This is a genomic window from Paenibacillus sp. P32E, from assembly GCF_001909085.1.
In the GTDB taxonomy this organism is placed as follows: Bacteria; Bacillota; Bacilli; order Paenibacillales; family Paenibacillaceae; genus Paenibacillus_AQ; species Paenibacillus_AQ helianthi.
In genome coordinates this window covers 26738-53347 of the sequence record NZ_LVYY01000014.1, presented here as the reverse complement: position 1 = coordinate 53347, position 26610 = coordinate 26738, and the positions used below count along the sequence as shown (strand labels likewise).

24 protein-coding genes and 2 pseudogenes are annotated in these 26610 nt (G+C 46.1%); 16 read left to right on the top strand and 10 right to left on the bottom strand.

Annotated elements, in window-relative coordinates; translation table 11 throughout:
• The first annotated feature begins 9 nt into the window (after positions 1 to 9).
• From A3848_RS15305 to A3848_RS15290, 4 genes are read left to right on the top strand one after another with little or no spacing between them, the layout of a single operon-like run.
• A complete protein-coding gene (locus A3848_RS15305; protein WP_074085795.1) occupies positions 10 to 1209 on the top strand; it encodes an amidohydrolase in 1200 nt (399 codons plus the stop codon).
• The gene (solA, locus tag A3848_RS15300) at positions 1178 to 2368 is read left to right on the top strand and encodes an N-methyl-L-tryptophan oxidase (RefSeq protein ID WP_256702390.1); all 1191 of its coding nucleotides are present in this window, start codon (positions 1178 to 1180) and stop codon (positions 2366 to 2368) included. The genes A3848_RS15305 and solA overlap by 32 nt, the downstream gene beginning before the upstream one ends.
• On the top strand, positions 2365 to 2835 hold the full coding sequence (locus A3848_RS15295) for a DinB family protein (protein WP_074085794.1): 471 nt from the start codon (positions 2365 to 2367) through the stop codon (positions 2833 to 2835). Before solA ends, A3848_RS15295 begins: the two co-directional genes overlap by 4 nt.
• Positions 2836 to 2875: 40 nt before the next feature.
• The gene (locus A3848_RS15290; protein WP_074085793.1) at positions 2876 to 4213 is read left to right on the top strand and encodes an LLM class flavin-dependent oxidoreductase; all 1338 of its coding nucleotides are present in this window, start codon (positions 2876 to 2878) and stop codon (positions 4211 to 4213) included.
• A gap of 156 nt (positions 4214 to 4369) precedes the next feature.
• On the opposite strand, the gene A3848_RS15285 is transcribed toward A3848_RS15290, so the two are convergent.
• Both A3848_RS15285 and A3848_RS15280 read right to left on the bottom strand, forming a co-directional pair.
• Positions 4370 to 5053 carry a PspA/IM30 family protein gene (locus A3848_RS15285; RefSeq protein ID WP_074085792.1) on the bottom strand — a complete coding sequence of 228 codons (684 nt, stop codon included), beginning with the start codon at positions 5051 to 5053 and terminating at the stop codon, positions 4370 to 4372.
• Positions 5054 to 5107: 54 nt separating this feature from the next.
• Positions 5108 to 5326 carry a PspC domain-containing protein gene (locus tag A3848_RS15280; RefSeq protein ID WP_074085791.1) on the bottom strand — a complete coding sequence of 73 codons (219 nt, stop codon included), beginning with the start codon at positions 5324 to 5326 and terminating at the stop codon, positions 5108 to 5110.
• Between the two features lie 308 nt (positions 5327 to 5634).
• On the opposite strand from A3848_RS15280, the gene A3848_RS15275 reads away from it, so the two are divergent.
• Positions 5635 to 6264, top strand: coding sequence for a YfbR-like 5'-deoxynucleotidase (locus tag A3848_RS15275; RefSeq protein ID WP_074085790.1), 630 nt, complete (start codon positions 5635 to 5637; stop codon positions 6262 to 6264).
• 107 nt (positions 6265 to 6371) lie between these two features.
• The gene (locus tag A3848_RS15270; protein WP_178382010.1) at positions 6372 to 6983 is read left to right on the top strand and encodes a hypothetical protein; all 612 of its coding nucleotides are present in this window, start codon (positions 6372 to 6374) and stop codon (positions 6981 to 6983) included.
• Between the two features lie 411 nt (positions 6984 to 7394).
• Here the strand turns inward: A3848_RS15270 and A3848_RS15265 are convergent, their stop codons facing one another.
• Positions 7395 to 11225, bottom strand: a complete 3831-nt coding sequence (locus A3848_RS15265) for an S-layer homology domain-containing protein (protein ID WP_074085788.1) — start codon at positions 11223 to 11225, stop codon at positions 7395 to 7397.
• A 444-nt stretch (positions 11226 to 11669) separates the two neighbouring features.
• Here A3848_RS15265 and sigK (A3848_RS15260) point away from each other — a divergent pair, with 444 nt between their 5' ends.
• The 6 genes and pseudogenes from sigK (A3848_RS15260) to sigK (A3848_RS15235) form a co-directional block, all read left to right on the top strand.
• Entirely contained in the window at positions 11670 to 12371 is a 702-nt protein-coding gene (gene sigK, locus A3848_RS15260; protein ID WP_054939435.1) for an RNA polymerase sporulation sigma factor SigK, read from the top strand.
• Positions 12372 to 13008: 637 nt separating this feature from the next.
• Positions 13009 to 14013, top strand: a complete 1005-nt coding sequence (locus A3848_RS15255; protein WP_074085787.1) for a Gfo/Idh/MocA family protein — start codon at positions 13009 to 13011, stop codon at positions 14011 to 14013.
• An 8-nt stretch (positions 14014 to 14021) separates the two neighbouring features.
• Entirely contained in the window at positions 14022 to 14918 is an 897-nt protein-coding gene (locus tag A3848_RS15250) for an AraC family transcriptional regulator (protein ID WP_074085894.1), read from the top strand.
• A gap of 11 nt (positions 14919 to 14929) precedes the next feature.
• A complete protein-coding gene (locus A3848_RS15245; protein ID WP_074085786.1) occupies positions 14930 to 16015 on the top strand; it encodes a Gfo/Idh/MocA family protein in 1086 nt (361 codons plus the stop codon).
• Positions 16016 to 16117: 102 nt separating this feature from the next.
• The gene (locus A3848_RS15240; protein ID WP_074085785.1) at positions 16118 to 16960 is read left to right on the top strand and encodes a sugar phosphate isomerase/epimerase family protein; all 843 of its coding nucleotides are present in this window, start codon (positions 16118 to 16120) and stop codon (positions 16958 to 16960) included.
• 46 nt (positions 16961 to 17006) lie between these two features.
• A pseudogene (sigK, locus tag A3848_RS15235) lies at positions 17007 to 17518 on the top strand (RNA polymerase sporulation sigma factor SigK); the annotation flags it as partial.
• A 485-nt stretch (positions 17519 to 18003) separates the two neighbouring features.
• On the opposite strand, the gene A3848_RS15230 reads toward sigK (A3848_RS15235), so the two are convergent.
• Entirely contained in the window at positions 18004 to 18969 is a 966-nt protein-coding gene (locus A3848_RS15230; RefSeq protein ID WP_074085784.1) for an NAD(P)H-dependent flavin oxidoreductase, read from the bottom strand.
• 309 nt (positions 18970 to 19278) lie between these two features.
• On the opposite strand from A3848_RS15230, the pseudogene A3848_RS33430 reads away from it, so the two are divergent.
• The 3 genes and pseudogenes from A3848_RS33430 to A3848_RS15220 all read left to right on the top strand — a co-directional run.
• Positions 19279 to 19389, top strand: a pseudogene (locus tag A3848_RS33430) (hypothetical protein); the annotation flags it as partial.
• A 387-nt stretch (positions 19390 to 19776) separates the two neighbouring features.
• Entirely contained in the window at positions 19777 to 20388 is a 612-nt protein-coding gene (locus tag A3848_RS15225; protein ID WP_074085783.1) for a hypothetical protein, read from the top strand.
• A 245-nt stretch (positions 20389 to 20633) separates the two neighbouring features.
• Entirely contained in the window at positions 20634 to 21278 is a 645-nt protein-coding gene (locus tag A3848_RS15220) for a phosphatase PAP2 family protein (protein ID WP_074085782.1), read from the top strand.
• Positions 21279 to 21289: 11 nt separating this feature from the next.
• On the opposite strand, the gene A3848_RS15215 is transcribed toward A3848_RS15220, so the two are convergent.
• The 6 genes from A3848_RS15215 to A3848_RS15190 form a co-directional block, all read right to left on the bottom strand.
• Entirely contained in the window at positions 21290 to 22411 is a 1122-nt protein-coding gene (locus tag A3848_RS15215; RefSeq protein WP_074085781.1) for a sensor histidine kinase, read from the bottom strand.
• Entirely contained in the window at positions 22404 to 23084 is a 681-nt protein-coding gene (locus A3848_RS15210) for a response regulator transcription factor (protein ID WP_074085780.1), read from the bottom strand. The genes A3848_RS15215 and A3848_RS15210 overlap by 8 nt, the downstream gene beginning before the upstream one ends.
• A gap of 18 nt (positions 23085 to 23102) precedes the next feature.
• The gene (locus A3848_RS15205) at positions 23103 to 23678 is read right to left on the bottom strand and encodes a class I SAM-dependent methyltransferase (protein ID WP_074085779.1); all 576 of its coding nucleotides are present in this window, start codon (positions 23676 to 23678) and stop codon (positions 23103 to 23105) included.
• A gap of 30 nt (positions 23679 to 23708) precedes the next feature.
• Positions 23709 to 24206 (bottom strand): DedA family protein, encoded by a 498-nt coding sequence (locus tag A3848_RS15200; protein ID WP_074085778.1) that lies wholly within the window; start codon positions 24204 to 24206, stop codon positions 23709 to 23711.
• A 322-nt stretch (positions 24207 to 24528) separates the two neighbouring features.
• Positions 24529 to 25053, bottom strand: a complete 525-nt coding sequence (locus A3848_RS15195) for a histidine phosphatase family protein (protein WP_074085777.1) — start codon at positions 25051 to 25053, stop codon at positions 24529 to 24531.
• 48 nt (positions 25054 to 25101) lie between these two features.
• The gene (locus A3848_RS15190; protein ID WP_074085776.1) at positions 25102 to 25578 is read right to left on the bottom strand and encodes a tautomerase family protein; all 477 of its coding nucleotides are present in this window, start codon (positions 25576 to 25578) and stop codon (positions 25102 to 25104) included.
• A 255-nt stretch (positions 25579 to 25833) separates the two neighbouring features.
• Here A3848_RS15190 and A3848_RS15185 point away from each other — a divergent pair, with 255 nt between their 5' ends.
• Positions 25834 to 26397 carry a PadR family transcriptional regulator gene (locus tag A3848_RS15185; RefSeq protein WP_074085775.1) on the top strand — a complete coding sequence of 188 codons (564 nt, stop codon included), beginning with the start codon at positions 25834 to 25836 and terminating at the stop codon, positions 26395 to 26397.
• Positions 26398 to 26610: the final 213 nt, after the last annotated feature.

Genomic DNA, 26610 nt, shown 5'->3' with positions numbered 1-26610 from the left:
GAGTCCGGTATGACGAATCAAACGGTGGAGTTCAGTCCGGAGGCGTTTAAGGAGACATTGATTGGAATCCGCCGGCATTTGCACCGGCACCCGGAGCTTTCGAATGAAGAGTATCATACGACAGCATATATCGCAGCGCTGCTGGAACAGGCCGGAGCGACCATCACGGACTACGGGCTGAAAACAGGAGTTATCGCAGAAGTGGGCGGACAGCAGGGGGGACCGGTGATTGCTCTGCGTGCCGACATTGATGCGTTACCGATTCAGGAAGAAACCGGTCTGTCCTATGCTTCGCTGTATCCCGGCAAAATGCATGCCTGTGGTCATGACTTTCATACGGCAGCACTGATTGGAGCGGTCCAACACTTGAAGCGGCAGGAAAGTCAGCTAAAAGGGACGGTACGGTTTCTGTTTCAGCCGGCTGAGGAAAAGGCGAAAGGCGCACAGCAGATCATAGACAGCGGAGCGTTGGAAAACATCCGTGCAGTCATCGGCATGCATAATAAGCCGGACTTACCAGTAGGAACGATTGGAATTACCGGTGGTCCGTTAATGGCTGCAGCAGATGGTTTTGTGGTGGAGATACGGGGAGCCGGATCACACGCGGCGGTGCCGGAGGCAGGGACCGACCCTATCGTAGCTGCTTCGCATATCATTACTGCGCTCCAGAGTATTGTCAGCCGCAATGTCAGCGCGCTGCAAAGTGCGGTGGTCAGTGTTACGAAAGTACACAGCGGCAATTCATGGAACATTATTCCTGAGACAGCGGTGCTGGAGGGAACGATTCGCACTTTTGATGAAGCTGTGCGGAGCAGGGTGCTTGAACGGTTTGAGCAGGTGGCGGCCGGAGTGGCCGCTGCTTTAGGGGCGGAAGCGACGGTGCGGTGGCTAGGCGGTCCTCCGCCAGTGAATAACGATCCCGGGCTGGCCAGGCTCGGAGAAGAAACAGCCGATGCGCTCGGCTTTCACCGTGTGAAGCCTCAGCCTTCGCCGGCGGGGGAGGATTTTGCTTTTTATCAGCGTGTGGTTCCCGGATTGTTCGTCTTCGTGGGTACTTCCGGAAGCCGGGAGTGGCATCATCCCTCCTTTGATCTGGATGAATCGGCACTGCCAGTGGGAGCCGCATTCTTTGCAGATCTAGCTGTTAGGGTACTAGAACGATTCTCTGTGGAAGAGGGTGAGCATCGTAGCCAATTCCCGCAGTTATGACGTGATTGTCGTTGGTGCCGGCTCGATGGGCATGAGTGCAGGATATCATCTGGCCAGACGGGGCGTGAAAACGCTGCTGATCGATGCTTTTGATCCGCCACATACAGAGGGAAGCCATCACGGGGAGACCCGGCTGATCAGACATGCATACAGTGGTGATCCGACTTATATTGACATGGCTTTGCGGGCACATGTGCTGTGGAAAGAAGCTGAGGAAGAGAGTGGCACAGCGCTGCTTGTACCCTCAGGAGTATTGAATCTGGCAGACAGCAATGTATATTCCTTCGCTGGCCGGCTTGCGGAAGCGGAGAAGCGAAAGGTGCGGGTAGAGCAGATGGATGCTGATGAAATATGCCGCCGCTGGCCCGCTCTGAATCTTCCTGAACATTTCGAAGCGATGTTCGAGCCGGATGCTGGTTATCTCTACAGCGAGAAATGTATCGCTGCTTACCGGAAGCTGGCACTGGTTCATGAAGCGCAACTGCTGACAAATACACCTGTGCTGAATGTGACGGCACGTGAAGATAGCGTCACCGTGCACACCCGCAGTGGTGATTATTATGGAGCAGCGGCTATTCTCAGCGCCGGAGCCTGGTTTGGGTCCTTGTCGGCATTTGCTGCCTTGCCGATCCATGCGATCCGCAAGGTGGTCGGCTGGTTTCAGAGCACTCCGGACTTTGATGCCGGGAACTTTCCGGGCTTTACGCTGGGTACCAGGGAAGGCAGTTATTACGGCTTTCCCGGCATTGGCGGGGCCGGGCTGAAAATTGGCCGCCATGATACAGGCTGGGAGTGGAAGCCGGGAGAGACGCTTGCGCCTTTTGGCAGTGAGGAAAGTGATGAAAAGGATCTCCGGCAGGTGCTGGAGACTTATATGCCCGGCGCAGCCGGACGGCTGCTTAAAGGGGCAGTCTGCAAATATGAGCATACACCCGATGAGGATTTCATCATCGACCGTCATCCGGCTCATGACAATGTGCTGCTGGCCGGGGGATTCTCAGGGCATGGCTTTAAATTTTCCAGCATTGTAGGAGAAATATTGGCGGACCTGGCGACGGGCGGATCTTCAACAGTGAATATCAAGCCATTTTCCTTGTCCCGCTTTGATTCATCACCGGTCCAGCCGCAGTCTGGACTTCCTTTGGAGGGGATTGAATGAGCAGTGAGCAAATCCGGGATTATCTGAATACGTATGACCAGTTGGCACAAGCACTAGAAGATCTGACGGAGGAACAGCTAAAGTGGAAAGCCGCACCGGCCAGTTGGAGTGTCACCGAGGTGCTGGCACATTTGGCCGATCACAGCATTGTCGTTTCCTTCCGCATCCGTGACATTCTGGCCGGCACTGAGGTACAGCTCCCGGCATTTCATCAGGACGCTTGGGTTAGCGGGCAGCACTCCAATTCAGGCCATGCCGCTGACAGTCTGGAGCTGTTCCGCAGTCTGCTTCACTACAATGGCCTGCTGTTCAACCGGCTAAGCGCCGGGGAGTGGGAGAAAAGCGGGATTAATTTTAAAGGCGAGGTTGTCAGCGTTACGGATATTGTCCGCAGCTTTACAGCCCATGTGCAGACTCATCTTGCTCAGATTGAACGGATCAAGCAGGGAGCTGCCGTGTTCCATTAAGCTGGAAGTTGGCTCCACAAAACTTTTAGGAGGAATGAACATGACGAAACCAAAACAATTAAAGCTGGGTGCGCTGCTGCACGGGGTTGGGGGAAGCACCTCTATGTGGCGCCATCAGGATGCCAAGCCGGATGCCAGTGTAAACTTTGAGCTGTATAAGCAGTGGGTACAGAAGGCTGAGGAAGGCAAGCTGGATCTAATCTTCATAGCGGACGGATTATATATTAATGAGAAATCCATTCCGCATTTCCTGAACCGTTTTGAACCGTTGACGATTCTTAGCGCACTTGCGGGAGTCAGCAGCAGAATCGGCCTGGTTGGCACATTGTCCACCTCCTATAGTGAGCCATTTACCGTAGCCCGGCAGTTCGGATCGCTGGATGTGATCAGCGGCGGACGCGCAGGGTGGAATGTGGTGACTTCTCCACTGGAAGGCTCCGCCTTGAACTATGGCAAAAAGGAGCATCCGGATCATGGCAAGCGTTACCGGATTGCCGCCGAATATTTGGAGGTGGCGCGGGGCTTGTGGGATTCGTGGGAGGATGATGCATTTGTCCGCAATAAGGAGACCGGAGTCTTTTTTGATCCGAAAAAAATGCATACACTGGACCATGAAGGAGAATTCTTCTCCGTTAAGGGGCCGCTGAACATCGCCCGCTCCAAACAAGGGCAGCCGGTTATTTTTCAGGCAGGGTCTTCGGAGGTTGGTAAAAATTACGCCTCGAAAGAAGCAGACGCTGTCTTTACGGGGCATGACACGCTAGAGGAAGCGCAGGAATTCTACCGGGATGTGAAGGAGCGGGTAGCTTCTTTTGGCCGAGAGCCGGATGAGGTGCTGATTTTCCCAGGGATTGGCCCCATTCTTGGCGAGACGCCGGAGGACGCGGAGCGCAAATATCAGGAGGTTGCCGGACTGGTAACGATTGAGAACGCGCTGAACTATCTGGGGAGATTCTTCGAGCATCATGATTTCTCGCAATATCCGCTGGATGAGCCTTTTCCGGAGCTTGGAGATTTGGGAAGGAACAGCTTCCAGAGCGGCACGGATAAAATCAAGAAAAATGCAAGGGAAAAAGGCCTGACCCTGCGGGAGGTCGCTCTGCAGGCTGCAACTCCGCGCAGCAGCTTCATCGGTACGCCGGCGCAGGTTGCCGATCAGATTCAAGCCTGGTTCGAAGGCGGAGCGGCGGATGGATTTATGATCGCTGCTGCAGTTCCAAGCGGGCTGGAAGAATTCGTGGATCATGTGGTTCCGATTCTTCAGGAACGAGGATTGTTTCGTACCGAATATGAAAGTGACACCCTGCGGGGAAATCTGGGTCTTCCTGTTCCGGCGAACCGCTATGCGAAAGCTTCGGAACCTGCGCGGCAGGTGTGACTGCAGAGCAGGAGGAATGCAAGTCTTACATGGGGTGTCCCAACATGCAAAGCAGCGATCCTCCTATCACGGGAGAATCGCTGCTTTGCCTACTTTTTGTGATTATAAGAATGAATAGAGCTGTCTCAGTCATAGGGCCGTTAGAACAAGCCCGAATTATTTACTCTCACCGGCCTTGCGGCTACGGAGGCGTTCCAGCTCGGCTTCAACGGCGCTGTTCAGCGGGGATTCAGCGATGCCTGCGGAATAATGCCCGGAGCTTTCGGCAGATGCTTCCCATTCGCTGATTTTGTCCTCCATGCGGTCGAAGCCGCGGGTGGCAGCGCCGGGATTCAGGATCTGTCCAGGGTTACCTGCGTGGGCAGTATAACTGGTGCTTTCGGCGGAACGCTTCAGCTCGGCCGCTTTACGGGCACGGGCAGCCAGCTCAGCTCTTTTGGCCTTTAGCCGTTTATGCTCTTCCTTGGCATTCAGCAGAGTGCTCTCCAGAACTACGAGGGCTTCGCGGGTTTCTTCCAGTCCTGCGTTGCATTCCTGAATACTTTCGGCGTAGCGCAGTTTTGCCATGACCGCTGCTCTGGCGGCAGGCTCATTCCCTTCGCTCATGGCTTGCACGGCTTCCGCCTCGCTTCGATCGGCCAATACCTGGTTTTCGTAAATGCGGCGCTCCAGAACATTTGCTGCGGCTTTGAACTCACGCTGTCTGGTTTCGGCACCGGCTATTTTTTCCTCCAGATCCCGCAAATACTGTCCGGTCAAAAGTACCGGGTCCTCCAATTTATTCAGTCCTTCGTGGATGGCTGCTTTGGTCAGGGTTGTAATTCTTTGAAAAATACTCATGTTCATTTCTCCTTTTATTTTCATATATGTTGGCGCTGGTGTGGCGGCTCTGAATTAGTAATACTCATAACCTTCAGGGTAGCTGTTATAGTTCTCTTTAGGTACCACGATGCTGGCCAGAATGTACAGGAACGCTACAGTGCCGAAGCTGAATAGGGCAGTGGCGACAACGAACAGCCGGATGATGGTACTGTCAATGTTCAGGGAACGGGCCAAACCTCCGCAGATGCCGCTAATCTTCTTGTCTCTTTCGGAACGATACAATTTTTTCATAATATAATCTCTTCCTCTCCTATGGGTTGAACCGGGTTAGCAGTTCGTCTTAGCCGTTGTCTATGTGTTTATTGTATAGCTATTGATGATGCTGCAAAACAGCCTGAAGACTGTTCTTTAGTCTCGACCTTAGTCGGGGATGGTATCGGCAGTAAGGCGGGGAAGGGGTGTCCTGTGAGAGGATAGGGCCAGAGTTATCCCGTTTTTTAACATAACCTGTCAGCTTGTTTATTTGGAATTAACATTGAATGCTTATACTAGCTAGACAATACCGGATCATATCAACATCAAGACAAGGGAGGACTGGCATGGGAATTCATAAATATTTCCGCTCGCTGAACGAACTGGAACGTATTATCCGCTGCCCCGGCAAATTCAAATTCGAGGAGCACAGCGTAGCGGCACATTCCTGGAAGGTCGTGCAGTACGCCAAAACACTGGCCGACATCGAGGAGAAAAATGGTGCAGTTATTGACTGGAAGAAGCTATATGAAATTACGAGCAGCCATGATTACGGTGAGATTTTTATTGGCGATATCAAAACCCCGGTGAAACACTCATCGCTGCAACTGCGGTCCTTAATCCAGCAGGTGGAGGAGGGGATGATCGATAATTTCATTAAGGAGCATATTCCGGAGGAGTTCAAAAGCATCTTCTACCACCAATTGCGTGAAGGCAAGGATGAGTCGCTCGAAGGGCTGATTCTGGAGGTGGCCGACAAGATGGACCAGGTGTATGAGGCTTTTGCCGAACTGCAAAGAGGGAACACGGAGAAGGAATTTGTGGTGATGTACCGCAATGCCCTGATCAAGATCAAGAACATCGATTTGAAATGTGTCGAATACTTTCTGGCGGAGATTCTGCCGGACATGGTAAACGAAGAAACGATATCTTCAATTGATATCAGACAGATTACGGAAGAGGCACTGGCTCTGTAGGAAGGAGCGGGTACTCTTCTTTTTTTTGTGGATATTATGTTTGTCTAGTCTGGTTCGATGCTATATGAATTGGATAATACTGCATATAATAATCCACACATGTTATAATGAAGGAAAAATTTGGGGTGATTATAACCGTGGGATATTTGGACGTATTGCCGGTTTCCAGTGTATTGGCCTGGTTCGGCGGCTTGATGCTTGTTATTTATATTTTGGAGTTCGTGTGGATGCCCGCTAATGGCCGTCTTCGCGTAAACGGTGTGAGAGGATTTGTGAAAAAAATTACAGCTGATGTCCTGATCTTTTTGATTCTTACCAGTGTCCTTGTCTACTCGCTCCACCCTCAAAAGAGTCCGGTCCTGCTGCTGCTGGTCTTTGCATTAAGTATCGTCAGCTATCTGTGCAGCACGGGATTCCTGAAGCTCTCTTTTTCTTTTCGTGTGTGGGGAACGGCAGTGCATATCCTGCTCTGTACGGGTTTTTACTGGCTGTTCGGCATGATGCTGATGGATTCACTAAAGGTAACGTTCAATCTCAACATGACGGATAATTTCGACATCTTGTATTTTGTGCACGGGCAGGAACGGGGCGTAGTCTATGGATTTCTTGCCGTGCTGGCTATTCTTTATTTTGTGATCGGCAAGCTGTACATGAGACCTGTATATGCATTGTATTCGGAAGCCTATGAGGCGCGCCGCCAGGCCAAGGTTGAAATATAATAGATTTCCACAAAAGATTAGAAAGAAGAATCTGCATGAGTGCGGTGATAACACGCAGAATAGCGAAGCAGCAAGCAAACAGGAGCCGTCGACCCCGGTTAGCGCTCATCAGGCACATTGGTCCTACGAGGGAGATACATCACCGGAACATTGGGCGGAGTTAGACAAACTTTTCACCACATGCAGTACAGGTAACCACAGTCACCCATTAATATTCAACAGGAAAAAGTAAAGGATGAAGCGAGCCTGTCACCCGTCACAGTGGAGTACTCTCCGTCCCCGGGAAATAGAGTCGGATGAATAGCGGATTTGTAGATGGACCGTAACCGAAGTCTGAATAAATAAAGACCTTTATCTCCAGATTTCGGGAGACAAAGGTCTTTTGATCATGTATACAGGTTCTACGCAGATTTATTTCGAGATCTGATCCATCAATGCTTTGATTTCCGGATCCAGGCACAGGGCATTCATGATAATGGTCAAGGCCTCTGCTCTGGTCGATGATTGAGCCGGGGCAAATTTGCCGTTGCCTCTACCACTAATCAGACCGATTTCGGCAGCTTTGGCAATCTGCTCCTTGTTCCATGCACCTGCCGTATCACTGAAGGCGATGCCCCCTTTTACCGGTGTGATGCTATTGAAGTTCACAATCTTGGACAGGATGGTAACGATCTCGGAACGGCTGATTTCCCGGTCGGGCCTAAAGGTTCCATCCGGGTAACCGGCAATGACACCATTGGAGGCTAACACGGCAATGGCCTCTTGGGCCCAATGGGTATTAACGTCACTTAATGGAAGGGAGGTATCCGACTTCACCAAACCAAAGGCTTTGGTAAGGATTGTGGCAAATTCCCCTCTGGTGATGGTTTGGTTCGGTTTGAAAGAGCCATCGTCATACCCTCTGATGATGTTCAACTTAAGGAAAGCTGTGATCGTCCGGGTGCTCCACAGGTCAGCTATATCCTTAAGGGCTGGTACGGGAATGTCCCCGTCTTTCGCAGCAATGATGCTCTTCAGTGTCTCTTTTAGGGCTTGAGCGCTTACTCCCTCAGCAAAAACAGCAGATGGTGGCGTCTTAACCGGTGCAGGTTTATCTGAAGGAACAACTACAGGTGTTGCTGTAGGAACTGCACTTGGCACCGTGCCAGGGTTCGGCCCTGTCCCTGTACCAGGAGTTGGGCTAGGGTTCGTGCTTGGTACCGGACTTGGGTCTGTGCTTGGAGCCGGAGTTGGGTTCGGGCTTGGTGTTGTGCTTGGCTCCGGTTCCGGTTCGGGATTAGGGTCAACGGTTTTTGCCTTTTCAATAGTCAAGCTTTGCAGCTTTTGGCCATCGGTCGTTCTTGCTTCAATCAAAATCCGGTCTTTGTCGATTGAGATGGCAGAGTAGACCGGGAAATTATCATCATATAGATACTCGAGGTAATCAAACTTGACTGCATCGTAGAACTTCCAGCCGGAGGAACCGCCAGACAAATACACGGTGCCTGGACTGCCATCCTTCTTGGGCTGGGCATTCTTCATAGGATAGGTCCAAGCGAGTGCATGATCGTGGCCCACCAGCACCAGGTCTACCCCAAGCTCCTCAAGGACAGGAGCCAGATATTTGGTGACCAGTTCTGGTCCGCGACCATCCTCCGTATGATAGGCAGGCCGGTGGAACATAGCAACCTTCCATTTCGCGGAGCTGGCATTTATGTTCTTCCGCAGCCATTCTGCTTGCTTCTGCATGTCTATTTCATCGGCTTCCGAATTCAGCACTACAAAATGTGTATCCTCATAATCGTACGAATAATTCAAATGCTGTTGCCCGTCCATTCCGTTACCCGGCTGACCCAAAGCGTTAATAAATACGTCCTTTCCGCCATTCTTCACATCATGATTCCCCATGGTGTAGGCAGAAGGAATACTGCCGCTGTATAGCTGCGAAGCCTTCATATCCTGTTCCCATTCGTTCATAATCCCGCCATCATCGACAATATCCCCTCCGTGCATGACAAACCGTGTATCCGGGTAATGGGTAAAGGCACTGCTCATCAGATTCTGATGAATATGATAGGCTTCTTCAGTATTGGTGTGAGAATCAGTTACAAATAAGAAGGAAAAGGCTTCCGGGTTTGCTGACTCTGTCGTAAAGGTATGCTGAGCACTCCACAACCCCGGAGTTCCCACGCGGTAAATGTATTTTGTACCCGGTGACAGGCTCTGCAGCATCCCTTTGTGGAACAACGTTTCTCCCACACGGTCAGGAGCTAACAGCAGCTGCGGTACAGCAGCCTGCTCCTTGACATTCGCCTGATCAAAACCTGTGAAGTCACTGGCTTTTACATATTGAATGACACCGGTCTCCACTCGCGGGGCGGTTCTCCAGACGATGCTTTGGGTGGTCTTCAAATCCTCAGTAACATAGGTCCGCACATATTCCGGCTCCTCTGATCCCAGCTGTGGCACAACAGAAAGTGAGAACACCTTGCTGACTTTATCCCCATTCACTGCCTGGAGACTAAGGTTCGTTAAGGCCAAGGTAGTCAGAGACGTCTGGACTTCACCCTTCGCATTGGTTAGGCCCCATCCATCCTTCAGGAGCTTCACTTGAACCGCTGCACTTGAAATCCAGCCCGTTGCTTTGCCGTCCGGTAGCCGGATGGCGGTATAATCTCCACGGGTCACTCCAGTCGAGAAGAATTGTTCACCCGGAGTGGCGGAAGCGAGCTTGGCCGATCCCGGGTCAGCATCCGCATAGACATCAGACGGTACAGATGTCACTTCCGCAAAATACTGGGGAAGAAGCGGATCGGACGCGATAATCGAGACCCCTTCGACCGGCACGCCTGCATCATCCGTGACACGAAGCGTACTTTTCGTATGGAGTGAGCTCCCTTTTACAGTGAGGATATAAGGGAACCCGATCGTATACTTGTGGGGTGCAGCCAGTGCATAGACAGCCTCCCCTGCGGTCATTCGAAAACTGCCGTCGCTCATCTCGATCGATTTGAATATCTCGCCGCGCTCCATTTTGGCACTAGGCTTTACAGCTATATTCAATAGCGCAACGGTACCGTCAGCCGGTAACGATGGTTTGCTAAGTCCGGCAAGCGACAGCTGGTATTGGCCTTTTACAGGGTCAGTCTCATTCTGCGTAACGAGTGATGCTTGTACTTTAGGTTCAGCAGAGGTGATTTCCAGGGTCTGCGGATCGTATTTAAGCTGGGCATAGGCATCCGATAAGTCAGCCGCATTGTTGATCTGGAGCTTCAATTGGAACGTTTTGTTGCTGATGACTTCCGAGGGGGCGTCCAGATGATATTGAATGCCGTCTGGAATGAAAAAGGAGCTCACAAGCTCGGCGGGATTGCCGGATCTGTCATATACAGCTGACTGAACGGTGTGATAACCCCCTGCCAATGGAGAGGAAGGCTGATAGGAGATCATGCCTGTAGCCGCTTCATACTCGCTCTTCACAGGATGTCCATCCAGATTTAAGGTAACAGAGCCGGGGTCAATGCCCGATTGAGAATCGGTAGCCGTAAGCTGAATATGTGGTGAACGCGTATCAATAACAGCTTCATTCGCCGGGGACACCATGCCGAGTACCGGGACGCCCATATCTTCAGCAGGGTCCTGCTCATAGACCAAGCGTAGATCGTCTACCCATACGGTATCTTTATTTTTCTTGTCGAAAATGGATTGCTCAATCCGCATGTATATTTCCAGCTGGATCGGTCCAACTTTGTCCTGCGGGATATTTCCCTCGATGTATTTCCAGCCCTTCCAGTTCACGCCAACATTCTCGTCCAGATATTCAACCTCAAAGGACTTTCCGTTGCCATCTCTGAACTTGCTGAAAATAAGATGTCCATCGTTGTTCCCGTACACCCACATCCCAATTTTTTGGGGAAGTCCGGTAATGGGATAAGGAGCTTTAGGTCCAACATACACATAGGAAGGGTTTTCCTTAACACCTATGTAGTCATAATCCAATCGTACAGAATTATTCCCTGAACGGACATGCCGGGGATCCGCTTCCAGGCTCATGGCACCTGAGAAATTTCTTTTTTGAACCAGCACATTATCACTTAGGTTATTCTCAAAATCTTCGATAACGATCGAATGGGGGAGGGGGGCGTCAGCGGCAATGATGCCTGCGGGTTGAAGGGTACTTATGATAACAGTGATGAGCAGCAGGAACATCGTTGCTCTTTTCGATATGAATGACAACCTTCGGTGAATATTCTTCTTGAACATGTTCTTCTCTCCTCTTAGCTAAAAGATTCATTGTATACTCCAGTACAGCATTGTTTGTATGTAAGGCTTGCTTATGTGAAGTTAATTATAAAGATGATCTTTGCTGATAGGATTAATTTAAAGAATTAACTATGTAAACTATTATGGGATTATCATATAAACATCGATCTATGACCCGAAGCAATAACTTGAGCAGGGATCTATGGAAGTGCTAATACCGCTGCACCAAGCCGAAGAGGGGGGATTTTACAGCCCGGACTCAGCTTGGTCTACAAAAGAGTACAACAAATCATATGGCTTGAGATCTGGAGCCCTTTACAGCACGTACCTATTTCAACGTACATGCACTTCTGGGCATCTACCCACATACAATAAAAAGACCATGAACCCGTTGCTTTCACTACTGATCGGTTTCATTGTACATGTACGGGAGGTGTCGCCAAGTTGCCAGGAATAATAAGCACGATAGCGCTGCTGATCAAAGAACTGACACTGCTGGTATCCTACGTAAGGAATAATGCTTTTCCCCAGCCTCTCTCGGAGCAGGATGAAAGCAAATACTTAGGGATGATGGCCGAGGGAGATGCCAAGGCCCGTAACTTGTTAATTGAACACAACTTGCGCCTAGTCGCCCACATAGTAAAAAAATTCGACAACACAGGGGAAGACATGGAGGATCTCATCTCCATCGGCACCATCGGGCTGATCAAGGCCATTGAGAGCTACCGCCCTAACAAAGGTACGAAGCTGGCTACTTTTGCTGCCCGTTGTATAGAGAACGAAATCCTCATGCATTTGAGATCGCTTAAAAAGACCAAAAAGGACGTATCCCTCCATGATCCGATCGGGACGGATAAGGAAGGCAATGAGATCACCCTCATCGATATTCTCGGTTCCGACGCAGACGATATTGTGAAGGAAGTCGATCTGAAGATCGAGAAGAGCAAGATTTATCGCAATCTGGACATCTTGGATGACCGGGAGAAGGAAGTGGTGGTTGGCCGCTTCGGCCTGGACACCGGCGGGGAAGAGCGGACGCAACGGGAGATTGCGAAGGAGCTGGGGATCTCGCGGAGCTATGTGTCGCGGATTGAGAAAAGGGCGCTCATGAAGCTGTATCATGAGTTTTATAAGGCGAAGCGGTAAGCTTAAAATTAAGGCGGTATTCGTTAATAATAGAGCCAATAGAAAGCGACTTGTCTGCGGATGAGTTGCTTTTTGGTTTTTGATGGATCAGGTCAAGGGGATATGATAGGAAAATACCATTTAAGGGGCATTAAAATGACATACAAAGAGGTGTATGATCTACATATCTCATTGCTACATCTTTACGAAAAAAATGATAAGAACCAATGGATATCCCTAAGATGACATGGCGCAAATTAAGAATAGGTCTCTGTAAGATTTCCGGATGGAGAAGGTGCCTGATTTAACTATGTAGCTTGAGGAGTTAAAGCCTGTTTCTATTGCAATTTCAGTTATACTTTTTGAAGAGTCGAGCAGCAGGAGCTCGGCTTTTCTTGATTAACTATGCACCGAACCTAAGGTGTTAAGCTAAAAGGTTGGAGAAGGAAGGACACTATCTAAGACGTTATACGGTGGAAGACTAAAAAAAGAACAAGAAGCCTATACAAGCACGATGCTCTCGAATGAGTAATAATTGTGAAATAACAAATGTCGTAATATTATATATTGATTGTCGTTATTCTCTATTAAAAAATAGTTGCGATCATGATACTTTATAAATAGATGTCATGATTATATATATTGGAGGGTAAGGCTGATGAGCATTGGGATAGGAGTAATTAGCTTTTGGCATGTCCATGCCTGGGACTATGTGAAACAAGCACAAGAGCATGAGGATACTTTTATTGCAGCAGTATGGGATGAAGATGCAGAGCGTGGGAAGAAAGCGGCTGAATCTTTGGGAGTTCCCTTTTTCACTTCATTAAATGATATGCTTGCGCAAAAAAATGTGGATGCCGTAATTGTGGATGCGCCAACCAATAGGCACACAGAAGTACTGGTGGCTGCTGCCGGGGCGGGAAAACATATATTCACTGAGAAGGTGATTGCTCCAACGGTAAAGGAAGTTAATGATATCATTTCGACGATTGAAGCAAGACAGCTGAAATTAACGGTTTCATTGCCACGGTTAAACGATGGATATACCCTATCCATTCAAGAACTGATAAGTCAAGGCTTGCTCGGTGAGATCACATATGTCCGGGTCCGTTTATCACATAATGGGGCGCTTGCGGACTGGTTGCCTGATCATTTCTATAGTTTGGAGCAATGCGCAGGAGGCGCGCTAATTGACCTTGGCTGCCACCCTATGTATTTATCCCGGCTATTTTTGAGCGAAGAAGTTACCGGGGTGAATGCGAATTTCGGCTACATCACAGGCAAAGAAGTAGAAGATAATGCTGTTGTGACACTTTTTACGAAATCAGGTGCGATCGGAGTTGTAGAAGCCGGGTTTGTGAACAGTCATTCCCCGTTTACGATCGAGGTCCATGGAACCGAAGGGTCTCTTTTATTTGGAACACCGGAAGAAAAATTGCTGCTTAAGACCAATTTAGATAACGGAATCTCTGGCAACTGGACGGAAATAGCTCTGAAAGACCATAGGGAGAGCGCTTTTCAGCAGTGGGTGGGCCATGTTCAACATGATACACGCGCTGATGAGAATATCCGGGTAGCTGTTGAACTTACTGCCTTAATGGAGTCCGCTAACCGCTCGGCTAAAGAAGGACGTGTGGTTGCTTTGTCTGAGGTAAACAATTGATCTACCAAATGATGTCTCAAAAACCGGATATTCTGGAAAGGCTTGATATCTCGATTCTATGGGGACATTATGAAATTACAGTGCTCAGGTTTCACTTAACATCCTTTCCGCCTGGGAAAATCATTGATTTCCATAATCACGCCGAGTTTGAATTTCATTTCATCCCCAAAGGTAAGGGAAAGGTAATCTTGGGTGAGCAGGAGTATGCATTAGCAGAGGGGATGCTTTACTTAACCGGACCAGGTGTTATGCATTATCAGGAAGCGAACTGCGAAGAGGCGATGGATGAATTTTGCCTGCATATTGATATCAAAGAGAAACCTAGAGATGGAGCGGACCCATGGGAGGTAGCGGAAGCTGAAGAATGTGTCGGGAAGCTGCGGCATTTGCCCCTTTTTCCTATCCGGGATCGTTATCATGCCATGGATTGCTTTCTTGAAGCCTATGAAGCGTATGACGGGAAGCTGTCCGGATATTATACCTCCATCAAGCATCAGGTAATCAGTATTCTGTTGAAGGCCGTAAGAGCGTATGATCTGGGCGGAATAGTTACAGAAGCTCCAGTACGGGATATGTTGAACTACAGGTACCATTTTGCCATTCAATACATGAAGGCTAATATTTCAAGCGGAGTAACCCTGGACACTGTTGCTGAAAAACTGAATATCAGCTCCAGGCAGTTGCAAAGGGTTTTTAAAAAGGTTAACCCTGAACAAACGTTTAGCAGAATTCTCGAGGATATACGTTTGCAAGGAGTCTGTCACAAGCTATCTGAAAGCGTTCTCTCTATTGAACATATTGCTCAATCAGAAGGATTTGCCAATGCGACCTATCTGCATAATGTTTTTCGCAAGCGCCTCGGCATGACCCCCGCTGTATATCGCAGAGAAAACTCTATAAAGTGAGGATGATAAGGATGACTAAAAGCTATCGTATTGGAATAATCGGGTGTGGCGGAATCGCGAACGGTAAACATTTTCCAAGCTTAAGTAAGTTAAAGAATATCGAAATCGTTGCGTTCTGCGATATTGTGGAAGAGCGGGCTGAACAGGCTGCCAAGCAATATGGAGGCAAAAACGCCAGAGTCTATACAGATTACACAGCCTTATTAGAGGACGGTACAATAGATGTTATTCATGTATTGACACCGAACGAATCACATGCGGAAATTTCCATCGCCGCTTTAGAAGCCGGCAAGCATGTAATGTGTGAGAAGCCAATGGCTAAAACAGCAGCAGATGCCAAAAGAATGGTAGAAGCAGCTGAGAGAACCGGAAAGAAATTAACGGTTGGCTACAACAACCGCTTTAGAGAAGACAGCTTGTATTTGAAGAAGCTCTGCGAGGAAGGACAACTGGGTCACATTTATTATGCTAAGGCTCATGCGATCAGAAGAAGAGCTGTACCGACCTGGGGTGTTTTTCTGGATGAGGAAAAGCAGGGAGGAGGGCCTTTGATTGATATCGGCACCCATGCGCTTGATCTGACCTTATGGATGATGGACAATTATAAGCCAAAGGTCGTCTTGGGTACTAAATATCATGAGCTGTCGCAACGGGAAAATGCCGCCAACGCATGGGGACCTTGGGACCCTGAGAAATTTAAAGTTGAGGATTCGGCCTTTGGAATGATTGTTATGGAGAATGGCGCGACAATCATGCTGGAATCCAGCTGGGCGCTTAACTCGCTGGAAGTGGATGAGGCCAAATGCAGCTTAAGCGGAACGGAAGCAGGCGCGGACATGAAGAATGGCTTGCGTATTAATGGTGAACAATTTGGCCGTATGTATACGAACCAGATTGAGCTTGGAGCGGGCGGAGTGGCTTTCTATGACGGTAAAGAGGAAAGTGCGCCTGACCTGGAGATGAGAAAGTGGATCGAGGCCATTGATCAGGACAAGGAACCGCTCGTAAAACCTGAGCAGGCATATGCAGTTTCATTAATTTTGGAAGCAATCTACGAATCGGCACGTACAGGCAAAGCGGTTTATTTTAACGAGTAACAGGGTATCCCCTTTAAATGTTCGTTTTTGAGGTTAATATAGTAAATCAGTTTCAAAGGTGTGGGCGTTCGGAAATTACCACAACTTTAGGAGGATTCGACAATGTTAAGAGGGTTGACACAGGAGGGGATTGGAGCAGTTGAAAGTCCGGAGCGTATGATCGAATTGGCATCTGAAGCCGGATTTCAGGCGGTGGATTTCAGTGCCAAAGAGCTGATCGACCGGCTCGGAACAGCGGGGGCAAGAGAGAAGCTAGCCAAGCATGGCGTTATTATTGGCTCTATTGGATTACCAGTAGAATGGCGGGCGAGTGACGATGAATTCCGGGCTGGCCTGTCTGCCTTGATAGAAGAAGCTGCAGCGGCAAGAGCCCTTGGCTGCACATGCTGCTGCACTTACATTTTACCGTCAACAGATATGAAGCCAGCGCATTTCATGGCGCTTGCCACCCGGCGGCTGAAGCTATGCGCCCAGATTCTCGGCGTTTACGGTCTGCGGCTTGGACTTGAATTCGTCGGCCCGTATCATTTGCGGACATTCTGGAAATATCCATTTATTTGGACGATGGAAGAGACGCTGGACTGGATTGATGCCATCGGGGAACCGAATGTCGGTTTGCTGCTGGACGCTTATCATTGGTATACAAACGGTGGGACCATTGCGGATATCGAACGGCTGCAGGCCTGTCAAATTGTTTATGTGCATATCAATGATGCACGAAATGTGCCGGTGGAAAAGGTGCTGGATAACGATCGGCTGTATCCCGGAGAAGGGGTGATTGATTTAGCCGGATTTGTGCAGGCTTTGCAGCATATCGGTTATGATGGCGTCGTATCACAAGAAATACTTACTCTGCATGCGCCGGTGGAAACACCGGAGCAGTTGATTAAGCGGTCCAAGGCTGGTTTTGATCGCGTATTTGAATATAAAAACAAGCAAATTTGAATCAGGAACGATCGTAATTGGTTTGTTTTTTACATCGCATCGTGTCCACAACCTCAAAAAATTCGACAACACAGGGGTAGACATGGAGGACCTCATCTCCGTCGGCACCATTGGGCTGATCAAAGCTATCGAGAGCTACCGGCTGAACAAAGGCACGAAGCTCGCTACTTTTGCTGCCCGCTGTATTGAAAACGAAATCCTGATGCATTTGAGATCGCTTAAAAAGACCAAAAAGGATGATCCCTGCATGACCCCATAGGGACGGACAAGGAAGGCAATGAGATTACGCTGATCGACATCCTTGGTTCCGATGCAGATGATATTGTGAAGGAAGTAGATCTGAAGATTGAGAAGAGCAAGATTTATCGTAATCTGGATATTCTGGATGACCGGGAGAAGGAAGTGGTGGTTGGCCGCTTTGGTCTCGATACGGGCGGGGAAGAGCGGACGCAACGGGAGATTGCGAAGGAGCTGGGGATCTCGCGGAGCTATGTTTCGAGGATAGAGAAGAGGGCTCTCATGAAGTTGTATCATGAGTTTTATAAGGCGAAGCGGTGAGTGCACATTACAAGAAGCATCCGCTACAAAAGGAACGTTTATTATGCAACTTGTCTACGGACGAGTTGCTTTTATTATTTTATAGATTAGGGGGGCTTTATGATGATAGCATTCAAAGAACGCTTCAAGGACCATATTAGAATTTTTTCAGAAGATATAGTTCAGCGAATTTTTGAATTAAACCAACTCATAAAAATACATGAGAAAGGGAGAGGGCAAATTGTTAAGTGGTGCTCTAAATAGTACATATATCCAGTCATCATTTGCGAATATTCTTGGTATTCTGCATATTGCATTTGGCTGTGAAGATATTTAGCTGTTGTTGCAATTAAAAAGAAAGGTACGGAAATCTTTAGTTAAATACAACCCAAAAGCTTATTAAATATAACTAAATTTGAGTATCAAGCGAAATAAAAAACCACTTACGCTCGGAAATCCCAAGCTTGCTTAAGTGGTTAATCGTGCTTTTGAATCTTATAACAACCTTAAGTTGCCGGGTTCAATGCCCCTTGATACTCATTCATTAAATTGTCGATAATCTGCTGTACGGACAAAATCTCTTTTATCTCATGAACTCTGGATCCAGCAAAAACCAAACCGTTCTTAACATCTCCTCTAAGGGAAGTGAGCAGGGATTCCATTGTACAGAAGCGATGTGAACAAACCTTTAGACAATCATAGCATTTGACTATCCTTAATTTGGCATCATTACTGATCCGGTCCGTAAATTCATTCCGAATCGCTCTACCTTCTAGACCAACAGTAGACTTGATGAGGACAGTATCTCCTTGCTGAGCATCTACGTACTTTTGCTTGAAGGCTAAGGGAGCATCACACTCATGACTAGCTACAAAACGGGTGCCCATTTGAACACCAGATGCACCCATCCGAAGGGCTTTTGCGATATCATCCCCTGTCAGAATTCCACCCGCAGCAATAACCGGAATCGAAACGGCCTCTAAGACTTCAGGAAGGATATCAAACATGGATCTGTCTGTACCTAAATGGCCCCCAGCTTCGAACCCTTCCACAACGACTGCGGAGGCACCAAGTCTTTCGGAAATTCGCGCTAATTTGGCGGATGAAACAATAGTTACGACAGGAGTACCATATTCTTTACCCCAAGCATAAATATCTCTAGAAATACCGGCTCCGGAAATAATAAAGTCAACCTTTTCCTCCAAAGCAATCTTCATTTTTTCGGCAAAATCCTTCACTGCGAATAGTACATTTACACCGATATATCCAACCCCATTAGAGAGTTCTCTTGTTTTGCGAATATGCATTCTCAGCTCATCAGCAGTGATTCCTGTACCAGAGATGGTGCCGATCCCGCCTGCACTGGCTACAGCAGCGGCTAGTCCACTTAAGGATATGCCTACACCCATTCCACCTTGAATAACAGGAACTCTCGATTTAATATGTCCGAATTGGATTGTTGGAAGTTTCAATTACACACCTCTTTCGCAAGTTGTTGACATTATTAAAACTCCTCAAGAGTAATAAGATAAATCGTAACACAATTAAGTTTTTTCCGGATGTGACTGTAAACATACTCAAACTATGTTAAATATCATGTCTTTCGACTGTTTTCTTTAAGCTGTTGATATCGCCTGGCCTCCTTGGTACGAATTGGAGCAAAGGCTGGATTATCGAACATAATATCATCCATGATGCCAAATGCAGCGCCATCAGTATCGGAAAAGAATTTGGAACTTATCAAAGCTTAATCAGATTCCCCCCTTTTTTTCACCGTAGGAGTCGGAAATTCTTACAATGAACTTAATCGGTTAAGAGAGAGCTACAAAGAAGCTTTAGAAGCACTGCGGTATGGGGATTTATATGGCGGGGGCACCCGGAGCTCTCGTTAGGATTCGTCTCCAAAAGATTTCATCTGAACGCCAGCTACTTAAGCAGAACATTCAAACAGGAAATAGACCAGAGCTTCACTGATTATGTATTAAAGCTCCGAATTGATGAGGATATAAAACTAATGGACGAAACCGAATGGAAAGCATATCAGATCGCGGCTCTCAAATAACTAAATTGTCTTGTGCCTGCGTCTTCTAAATGTTTGTGGACTTCAGTTTATTGAAAGGAGTCCAAAGTTTCTTTATAATAGGAAGAACAAAGGCGATTATTTTTACATTATTTACCTATTGGATTCCTCAGGAAGTGATTTTATAAATTAATCAATGAAGCGGAATTAAAATTCATTTGAAAGAAATAAAAGAGATTCCACAAAGGAGAATTTAAGCATGAAGAGCAAATGGTTAAAGGTAATGACAATTATAATTGGCACTACTATTGTTGCAGCTACACTTAAGCATCCTTATCCCTTCGCAATCGCTACGGTCAAAGCTTCATCAAAGGTAATCCAGACGGAACCACAGATATACAGCAGTGCGAACGCTTTTATCAATCAATACAATAAGAATTCCAAGCTTGGACCGATTGAATCCTATACGATCATAAAGACGGGAGGAGTAACTAAGTTACAGGTCAGTCTTGGAGTATCTGGTTCGATGACCGCTGGAATGAATGTGGATAAAAGCTTGAGAAACATCGTATATCAGCAAAAATACCAGTACTATCCGCAAGCAACATTAGATGATATGAAGAAAAATGGCATTGAGGGTGATGGGGGAGTAGAAATAGCTTTGACAATGCAAACGTTGTTATCGTTATTTTCACCTGATGCTACTATGAAGGAACAACAAGAAGTGATCGCTATGTTTGACCACACGCCAAGATTAGATCCTAAACAGGCTAGCTGGAAGACTACTAAAATCGGGAATATTACCTACAGTCTTCATATGTCAGAGGAGGGAATATGCTCGTTCAAAGTCTCTCGGCAAGTTGCTAATTAACCTAAGTTCCCGGTCAAATTATGAAGCTATATCATTAGCTTTATAAGGCGAAGCGGTATCGATAACAAGCAACTCTTCTACGGATGAGTTGCTTTTTGTTTGAAAAAGTTCAATTTTCAAACTTGATACTATGGAATGATCCTTTCGATCTCAATATTCAGAAAATCTTTAGAAAGCTCCTCTGAAGTTCTTCAGAATTATCCTCTAAAATGGTGTATGAATAATCCCATTTAGGAGTTGAGAACTTGAAGTATTCTAACAAAGGATCCTCTAATTCAGTATGGATGCCCCTGTTATGGCTTTTTGTCGTTCCTGTAATAAATGTTTTTTATAATATACTGAATCACCCGGGGGTTCATGTGTATAGCCTTGAGACGAGCCTGGATCTCAAGATCCCGTTTGTTGCTTCCTTCATTATCCCTTACTTACTATGGTATCCGTTTATTACGGCTGTGCTGATTGCTCTTGCTTTCAAGGACAGGCAAATCTATTTTCAGACACTCATTGCGCAGTGCAGCGGTCTCATCATCTCTTATGTTTTCTTCGCTCTGTTTCAAACCGGGATTCAACGACCCGATGTTCATTCTGAACCCGATTTCATCTATAAAGTGGTTAATTTTGTGTATAGTAATGATCAGCAATACAATTGTTTTCCGAGTATTCATGTGCTCACCAGCTATCTGATGCTAAGGGGAACGCGTATTTTCGGACAAAAGATTTGGCTAATGATCACCGCAATGTCTATTCTTATAATTGTTTCTACTGTACTGGTAAAACAACATGTTTTAGCGGATATTGGGGGTGGTATTCTAGTCGCAGAATTATGTTACCGGTTATCTGGTACTGTTATTTCATTTGTGCAAAAAAAGCAACAACGCTCCCGCAAATAATACAATCTAACTCACGGATACTTTTCTGATTTAAATTCTTGAACCTCTTGGAAAGGCAATCTTAGTCGAAAAGTGAAGATGTCATGGCTATGTTCAAGGGATAAGGTTCCCTTGTGCAGCTCAGCGATATTCCTGGCAATAGAAAGGCCAAGACCTGCTCCGGTTTGAATTCCTTCGCTTTTTCTGGAATGATCAACTTTATAAAAACGTTCAAATAGACGTTTCTCTTGGTCCTTTGAGAGAGGCGTTCCCTTATTTTCAACTTCAATGATACATTGTTCCGGTTCCGTTATCATTCGTATGCAGATGCTGCCTGGTTTGAGGGAATACTTTAAGGCGTTCATGAGCAGGTTATCAATGGCTCTGGCGATTTTTTCACTGTCGATTAAGGTGATAATTGGACTATTAGTAATATCTTTCACAAGGTGTACGTTATTTTCTTGAGCAATTGGTTCGAATTCAAACAACAATTGATTTAAAAGCTGTGACAAATCACTTCTCTCCAGAATAAGCCGGGAATCCACCGATGTAAGCCGGGTATATTCAAACAGATCATCCAGCAGTTTCTTCAAATGAATCGCTTTATTGTAGGTGTTCTGAATAAAACGCGTATATTCTTCTTGATCTTGGTATGATTCTGTACGTAGAAGCTCAATATATCCGATTATGCTTGTAAGAGGTGTACGCAAATCGTGTGAGATCCCCGTGATCATCTCCATCTTCGATTTTTCAACTTCGCGTTCCTTTACAATCTGTTGTTCCAAACGTTCTGCCATTCGGTTGATATTTAACGCAACACGTCCCAGTTCATCTTCCCGCGCTACAGATACACGGTAATCCAAATTTCCTTCCGCTATGATTTGAAGTCCTTGCTCCAGTGATATTAAATCTCTGACGATTCCCCGGGTCAACGAAAAAAAGGTAAAGACAAAGATCACTAGAAAAAGTGGTGTCAGAAGAAAGGAGAGGACATTCAATACCCATCCCCATTGGGTTACATTTCCAAGGTGGATGATTAGAATGCTGAGAGAAATATTTATAGAACTAGTAATAATTAAACTGAGCACCATCCTAATTAAGATATTGGTCTGAATTCGCTTTTTTTGTCGCGGCTTTCGCACAGATTCAGTCAATTTTATATCCAACTCCCCAGACAGTCTTAATATACAAAGGTTCTCGTGGGTTCTTCTCCAATTTTTCTCTTAAATTACGAATATGAACCATTACGGTATTGTCGGAATACCCATAAGGCTCTTTCCATACACTCTCGTAAATCTGCTCCGAACTAAAAACGTGCCCAGGCCGACTTGCAAGCCGGGTTAAAATCGCAAACTCTAGTGGAGTCAATGAAACATCTGTACCGTTTATCTTCACAGAATGTTTGTTTTTATCTATGATGAGGTCTTTAATGATGATCAGAGAATTAAATTCTTCCTTTCCAATTAAAGACTGACGCCGTAACTGGGCTTTTACACGGGCCAGTAGTTCCAGCGGATTAAAAGGCTTGATCATGTAATCATCTGCCCCGGTAGTTAGACCTGTGATTTTATCAATGTCCTCCTGCTTGGCTGACAGCATAAGAATTGGGGTATTGGTGATTTCCCTTATTTTGAGACAGGCTGTGATTCCATCCATCCGAGGCATCATGACATCCAGGATAACCAGTTGAACCGAAGTTGTTTGTAATAGATTCAACGCTTCCTGGCCATCTGCTGCTTCAAGTACATGGTAACCTTCATTCCGTAGATAAACATGAATTACATCTCGAATTTCAGAATCATCATCCGCAACAAGGATTGTATTCATTTAGACAGCTCCTCTTCTTCATTTAATTATAACATTTCCCCTTTTACGGCAGACATAGACGAAAGCGGGAGGGAAATTAAGTGGTACATACTTTATTGTATCAATATTAAAATATTTGGTAAGCTGCTTCTTCATTTGAAGTGAATATTGAAAGGCGATAAATAATCCTTCAGGTTTGAGGGATTCATAAATCTGTTCAACCAAAGTATTTCTTATTGCAGGTTCAAAATTAAAAAACGGCAATCCGCTAAAAATACAATCTAACTGATGGATATTCGCATCTTTCATGGTTTCTACTAAATGAGCAGCATTACGATGGCAAGAAAAGTTAGGATACTCCATCTTCAAGTTATTCCGCATCGTTTTATCCATCTCAAATAGCAGGACTTTAGTTGTGTTAGTTACCTTAGTATTCAATATACGAGTAATCGCACCAGTGCCTGATCCGAGCTCTGCAACTGCATTAATCTCATGCCAAGGTGCTTGGTTTACCATGCTGCGTGCCAGAAATCGGGAACTTGGCGAAACACTGCCCACCCGTTTTGGATCTTGAATAAAGCTTCGTAAGAATAAAAAATTTTCATTTAATCCCATTTGATTTTCCTCCATGAGTTTCTGGAATTTTTAGGTGTTGAACCATTTGGAGAGGATATGATTTCCAAAGAATGTTCCTGCGGAGAAGAAGAGTAAGGTCCAACCTAAAGCACTAGAATATGAAATAAGGGCGAACCGTCTATAGCTTGTTCCGCTCAGTCCGATTAACATCGGAATGATATATCGTACAACGGGAATAAACATGCCTATATACATAGCCGTATGCCCTCGTTTGGTTAGAATCTGCTCGGCCCTTTGCAAATGTCTATTCTCCAGAAATTTGTTCTTCAGCTTTTGACCAAAGAATTTTCCTGCAAAATATGAAAGCGTAAAGGCAGTTAATAACCCTGATAAAACGCAGAGGTAAGTCATCCACGGATTAATCACTCCTATATGGCTCAGAGTAGCGCCGGTGAGGATTGTAATTTCATTAGGGATTGGAATTCCAAAAGGACCTAACGTAAAAGCAAGATAAAAAATCAGATATCCATACTGATGGATTAGCTCTAAGATCGCATTACTGACCAATATTCCACCTCCTTTGCTTGCTTTAGTAAATAAAGCTTAACTAAAAAATCTGAGGAATTAGGTAGAAGAATTCTAAAGGATTTCTGAAGAAGTTTTAATGAATTTATAACAGGAGCAGCATTGAAAAAAATTCAGCTGAACGAAGACAGTCTCAGGTATGGTGCGGAAGTTTGCTTGTAGCCTGATGATGGGTATAAAAAAAGCAGGTTTTCCAGACGAATCTGGGGAACCGGCTTTTCGTTGCAAGCTATAGATGTATACGCCGTGCGGCGGGACATTGGTCAATTGAGTTTGATTATACGGGGATTTACTCACAAGAAAGTTAGAACTCGTAAGTCCTCAGTTCTCCATTTCTTGATGCAAGTTTCAGAACATTTCCATCCTCGGGCATCCCTTCGAAATAGGCTCTAATCGTCCCTGTGGTACACTGGTGTCCGGATATGAGAATATTGATTTCTTTGCCAGCGTATTTTTCCTCAAGCTCTTTCATAAATCCAAACACTCTGGCGACATAATTGGCGACATTTTCGACTCCCTCGTAAAGGCTGGGATCGGGAATGCCGCCGGCCAGTCTAACCTCTTCTTTTTTCAGGCCGTCGGCTGTGCCCAAGTCAAAAACATTAAGACGCTCATCGATGTTAGCCTTCATGACAGTTGCAATTTCAGCTGTCTGAACAGCCCGCTCCTGTGGTGAGGAGAAGATATAATCGAACCGGATTCCGCTGATCTGTTCTTTCAGTTTCTCCGCTTGCTGGATTCCAGGGCTGTTCAAGGGAAGCCCCTTGCGGCCCTGAACTCTTCCTTCTTTATTCAGATCTGTCTGTCCGTGCCTGATCACATAAAGCATGACTAACCTCCTGTCGTAGCTATTAATTTGACCTGATTTTTCTGAGATTTAGATGGATGAAAAATTGTTGCGGATGGCCTTAGCTTTTTCTTCGGTAAAGACGCCTGAATCAAGCAGGTCCAATATGGACAATACTCCTCCACGGGAACCCCAGCTACCCTCATCAATTACTTGGAAGGATACCCACCAACCCGGAGAGGGCTCCTTTACGTCAAGGACCTGGGCCAAACTGGAAAGTGTATTCTGAATAACTTCTTTTCGAACCTCATTTCTCCAATCTCCGTCCATGACCAGAATATTTATGAGGATGATATCCTTTTCCGGTGTATCCACTAGTAATTTTCCGCCAATCCCCATATGTCCGGTAGAAAACTCGGAGAAACGTACTTGGAATCCTTCGCGTGCCGGCGGGCAAAACTGTCCAACCTCTGGAACCAGCACTGCATCTGTCAGTGTCTCCGCGAGAACGCGGCGTTGCTCTAGAGAAATTCGGCCTTCCGGATAGTTAACTGCAATCATAGTCATGATACTTCGCTCCTTTTTTGTAGGTCACGCCCAATAAAAGTAGTAGGGCTTCTGAATGAGTGTTCTGTTCATACTTATAATCTAAATCGCAAATAAACCATTGTCAATAAAGATTATTATAAAAATATATATTATATTAATATATGGGCTAAAGCAGTGTGCCTTCAGCTGAAAATACTTTATAATAAACATGCCAGCTTCGTCGTGCATTGGCGGATTGATTCTGGCAGCATTTCATAGGAGGTTATACAACAAATGGCTTCACTATCTGCAAAAGAGAATACGATGCTTGCAATACTAGGTATCCTTTCCATAGGTCCGCACACTGGCTACGATATTAAACAGCATATGGAAGATAGCACGCAGTATTTTTGGAAAGAAAATTACGGCCAAATTTATCCGGGGTTAGCCGAGCTTTTGAAAAACAAGGATGTGGCAGTCCAAATTCAGCGCCAGGATGGCAAGCCTGATAAAAAAATATACAGCATTACAGAACAGGGAAAGCAACACTTGAAAGATTGGCTCTCCCAGCCCATGGAACACATGGTGATGCTGAAGAAGAACGAATTACTGCTAAAAGTATTTTTCGGCAGTAATACTTCATCTGACATTATTATCGGGCATATCCAGGATCATAAGAAAAAGCTGGAGGAAGCATTGCGGATTTTTTTGGGGCTTGAGGAATGGCTGCTAAAGCAAGAGCCGGATGACCCTAATATCAAGTACTGGCTAATTACCAATGATTATGGCAAAAAGCAATTTAGCAGCCTTATTCAGTGGTGTGATGACAGTATTAGCTTGCTTAATAAATCCATGTGAATCCACTGTCGTGAGAAAAGATTGTATACGTAGCCGGGCCCGTATAGGGTTCGGCTTCTATGCATGCACTATTTTATTTATAGAAACGGAAAAATCATGTAAATATCCCTGAAAAAAATTAAAAATCCCTCTTCAATTCAGAATCTCCTATAGTATACTTTCTTGTAAATGCAATCTTAATGAAGGAAGGGCCCTGTATGGAACGAACCCGCA